General features: G+C 47.4%; 5 protein-coding genes. 2 read left to right on the top strand and 3 right to left on the bottom strand.

Annotation, left to right across the window (positions count from 1 at the left end; genetic code table 11):
- Window positions 1-33: 33 nt before the first annotated feature.
- The 3 genes from V6C93_RS36920 to sufR all read right to left on the bottom strand — a co-directional run bounded on the left by V6C93_RS36920 (window position 34) and on the right by sufR (window position 1,347).
- Window positions 34-159: a hypothetical protein gene (locus V6C93_RS36920; protein ID WP_333481676.1), complete on the bottom strand. Its 126-nt coding sequence runs from the start codon at window positions 157-159 to the stop codon at window positions 34-36.
- A 200-nt stretch (window positions 160-359) separates the two neighbouring features.
- Window positions 360-617, bottom strand: coding sequence for a hypothetical protein (locus V6C93_RS36915; RefSeq protein WP_333481675.1), 258 nt, complete (start codon window positions 615-617; stop codon window positions 360-362).
- A 52-nt stretch (window positions 618-669) separates the two neighbouring features.
- On the bottom strand, window positions 670-1,347 hold the full coding sequence (gene sufR / locus V6C93_RS36910) for an iron-sulfur cluster biosynthesis transcriptional regulator SufR (RefSeq protein WP_333481674.1): 678 nt from the start codon (window positions 1,345-1,347) through the stop codon (window positions 670-672).
- Between the two features lie 220 nt (window positions 1,348-1,567).
- Between sufR and sufB the strand changes: the two genes are divergently transcribed.
- Both sufB and V6C93_RS36900 read left to right on the top strand, forming a co-directional pair.
- Window positions 1,568-3,007 (top strand): Fe-S cluster assembly protein SufB, encoded by a 1,440-nt coding sequence (gene sufB / locus V6C93_RS36905; RefSeq protein ID WP_333481673.1) that lies wholly within the window; start codon window positions 1,568-1,570, stop codon window positions 3,005-3,007.
- 69 nt (window positions 3,008-3,076) lie between these two features.
- Window positions 3,077-3,502: a GFA family protein gene (locus V6C93_RS36900; protein WP_333481672.1), complete on the top strand. Its 426-nt coding sequence runs from the start codon at window positions 3,077-3,079 to the stop codon at window positions 3,500-3,502.
- Window positions 3,503-3,875: the final 373 nt, after the last annotated feature.

Here is a 3,875-nt window from a genome sequence, read left to right as displayed (position 1 = left end):
AAAACTTTGAACCAGCATCGCTATCTTGGCCTTTCACTTTGCCCGATTAAAGTCGAAATTAACTAATTCATCATCTACTGCCCAATCTGCACCTAAGAACTGGTAATTAGCTGTAGCGATGCCTGATCTGCCAAGCCACTCATGTTCAATTCTAGACACGATAGAATCTGCGATCCCACTCTAAAATGAAACGCGCTCGCCTGCATCTCCATTGGCTACTATCCTAGACACCGTAGAATCTGCGATCGCACTTTGAAACGAAACGCGATCGCCGACATCCTATCCTTCGGCTACTATCCCAGACACCGTAGAATCTGCGATCGCACTTCAATACCAAACGCAATGCCTACGCCCACTGTTCACCACTTCAAAAACGCTGCTTCTATCCCTTGCTCTCGCCGAATCTTCCCATCCTTCTCAAACCAGTCAATCACCTGCTGATGCGTCAACTCCTCAATCGTGACGCCAGTGTCTTTAGCGATTTGCTTCAATAGCCGCAAAGATGAAATCGTTAATCGGCTTAAAAACTTCTCAGGGGAAGACAATAGGGCTTTATCTACATCCGCTGACTCTTCCGGGGTCAAAAATTGTGTTGTTGGTTGCTGTGACTCGACCATGAATTTCTACCTCTCCTATGTAGTCGCGATCGCTCTTCGCACTGAACCGCTACTAGGAACATTCTCCCGCTTTGCGCCGTGATTTAATTAAATAACCGCATTGATGTTCTCCCTTATTCAGCCAGTGGGTTCTCTCCACTGTACAATCGGGCAACACCGCTGCAAACATTTCCAATTCATGCCCGCATACACTGGGAAAAGATTCGGCGACGTTGGAGATAGCACAGTTGTGTTCGGTTAAAATGTATTGAGGCTCAGCGCTGTGATTTAACTTGTTAGGCTCTAGAACATGCCACTCTGCCATATAGCCTTCACTTTGGCGGATTTCTACAAGCTTAGCCACTCGCTCTTGCACAGAACCGATACCCACCTTGTCGCGGTATTCCTTAGCTTTTCGTTCCCACTGTTTACGCAAAATGGAGCTAACCTGGTCGTGCCCTACTGTTTCCGTCAGGGTGTCCAACAGGGAAACTGCAAATTCATCATAGCGATTGGGGAAGCGATCGCGCCCCTTACGACTCAACTGATAGACATGCTGGGGACGCCCCATTCCGACCTGAACCGATTTATACTCAATTAATCCTTCTGCCTCTAAATCCTTAAGATGACGCCGAATCGCTTGTGGACTAATCTCTAGAGCTTCGGCTAAATCCTGTGCCGTCGTCTGCTCTTGTTTCAGTAAATACTGCAAGATGTCCTGCTTTGTAGAAGACTGGTGAGTAGTGGTCATCGGGTTTCAGGGCGCTCTGTCGTGGAGGGCGAAGGGAAAAGTACAGCTTGACTTTGACAACATCCTTGTTGTTAATATATCGTACAATAGACTTAAACAACAAACATGTTGTTTTACTGCTCCTGCCTATAAGACGGCATCATTAAACGCTGGGTGCCTATTACCACCCACCTCCGATCCTAAGCGATTTATTTAGAACACGAGAGAACACTTAAATCTAATGACTGCCACCGTCAAAAAATTAGTCAACCAGCCCTACAAGTACGGCTTTGTCACGGATATTGAGGCCGATACGATTCCTCGTGGTCTTAATGAGGACGTAATTCGCTTAATCTCTGCCAAAAAGAACGAGCCAGAGTTCATGTTGGAGTTCCGTCTCAGAGCTTATCAGCAATGGCTGAAGATGACGGAACCAACTTGGCCTCACGTCACCTATCCGCCCATCAACTACCAGGACATTATCTACTACTCGGCACCCAAACAGGCGAAGAAAAAGCTGGAGAGTCTCGAAGAAGTTGACCCTGCATTACTGGAAACCTTCGAGAAGCTAGGCATTCCCTTGTTAGAGCAAAAGCGGTTGTCTAATGTGGCGGTGGATGCCATTTTTGACAGTGTTTCTATCGCTACAACCTTCAAAGAAAAACTCGCCAAAGAAGGCGTGATTTTCTGCTCTATCTCTGAAGCGCTACAAGAACACCCAGAGTTAGTGCAGAAGTATCTCGGCAGCGTTGTCCCGGTAGCAGACAACTACTTCGCCGCCCTCAACTCCGCCGTTTTCAGTGATGGTTCCTTTGTCTTCATTCCAAAAGGCGTCAAATGCCCGATGGAACTATCTACCTACTTCCGGATTAATAGCGGTGACACCGGACAGTTTGAGCGTACTTTAATTGTTGCCGAAGAAGGCAGCTCGGTCAGCTATTTAGAAGGCTGTACCGCGCCCATGTACGACAGCAACCAACTCCACGCGGCTGTCGTCGAACTCGTTGCCCTGGATAACGCCGACATCAAATACTCCACCGTCCAAAACTGGTACGCAGGGGATGAAAACGGTAAAGGTGGGATTTACAACTTTGTCACTAAGCGGGGTTTGTGCAAAGGCGTCAACTCTAAGATTTCCTGGACGCAAGTCGAAACAGGTTCTGCTATTACCTGGAAGTACCCCAGCTGTGTTCTGGTAGGCGACAACTCTGTCGGTGAGTTTTACTCAGTAGCGCTAACGAATAACAAGCAGCAAGCTGATACCCGCACCAAGATGGTACATATCGGCAAAAATACCCGCAGTACTATCATTTCTAAGGGGATTTCTGCGGGTAACTCCAAAAATAGCTATCGGGGACAGGTGAAAATTGGCCCCAAAGCCCAAGGCGCACGGAATTATTCCCAGTGTGATTCCATGCTGATTGGAAGTACCGCCGAAGCTAACACGTTCCCCTACATTCAAGTGGAAAATAATACGGCAAAAGTGGAGCACGAAGCTTCTACTGCCAAGATTGGGGAAGACCAATTATTCTACTTCGCTCAACGGGGTATTTCAGAAGAAGATGCTATTTCCATGATGGTGAGTGGCTTCTGTAAGGATGTCTTCAACAATCTGCCAATGGAATTTGCTGCTGAAGCCGATAAATTACTGAGTCTGAAACTAGAAGGCAGTGTGGGTTAATGATTGTTGAGTCGGCAATCTCCACCTAACATCCCGATAGATGGCATACACAGAGAAGGAAATGACCTCATGAACACACAGCCCAAAGAACATACAGGTGGATGTTTCTGCGGTCAGATACGTTATCGCGTTTTAGGAGAACCGTTGTGGGTCGGTAACTGCCATTGCACAAATTGTCGGCGATTTTCTGGAGCAGCTTTCTCATCAGAAGCGTTCTTCGAGAAATCAAGTTTTGCATGGCTACAGGGCGAGGTAACTAAATTTGATTCATCCGACTGTGGAAAGCGGGAATTTTGCTCTCGTTGTGGCTCTCAGTTAGCCTATGAAGATGAACGATTACCAGACTATATAGGCGTTAATATAGGCAGTCTGGATGAACCTGACGAGTTTCCCCCACAATTCCACATTTGGACATCCAGCAAACTCCCTTGGATTCAGCTAAATGATGGTTTAACCGAGTACCCGCAAAACCCTCCTATGGAGGTAGAAGGGTGAAATCTCCGGTCTTGTTTATTCAGTTTCCAGTTGAAAGAGCATACCGACGGCTAACAGTGTTTTTAAGAAACACACCCACATTCTGGGTAAGGACGGGTTGGGAACATGTCACCTTTGTCAGCCCTCACCCTAACTCCCTCTCCCACGGGGAGAGAGACTTTGAATCTTGCTCCCCTTCTCCTTTTGGGAGAAGGGGCCGGGGGATGTTAGCGTAGCGGCACGCAGTGCGGGTGTCCACTTGCTCTCCCTGACATGCTCCCGACGGGTTTTGTATGAAAATTGTCGTTGTGTCTACAAATTTTGTCCCTAAACCCGTCCCTACAGGCTCCATATTTTTCTTACATTCATAAAGATGCTAATCGCCTTCGTGGCA

The sequence above is a fragment of the Allocoleopsis sp. genome (assembly GCF_036703385.1).
Lineage (GTDB): Bacteria > Cyanobacteriota > Cyanobacteriia > Cyanobacteriales > Coleofasciculaceae > Allocoleopsis.
The sequence above is the reverse complement of the archived record's forward strand: the minus strand, read 5'-3'. Positions and strand labels throughout refer to the sequence as shown.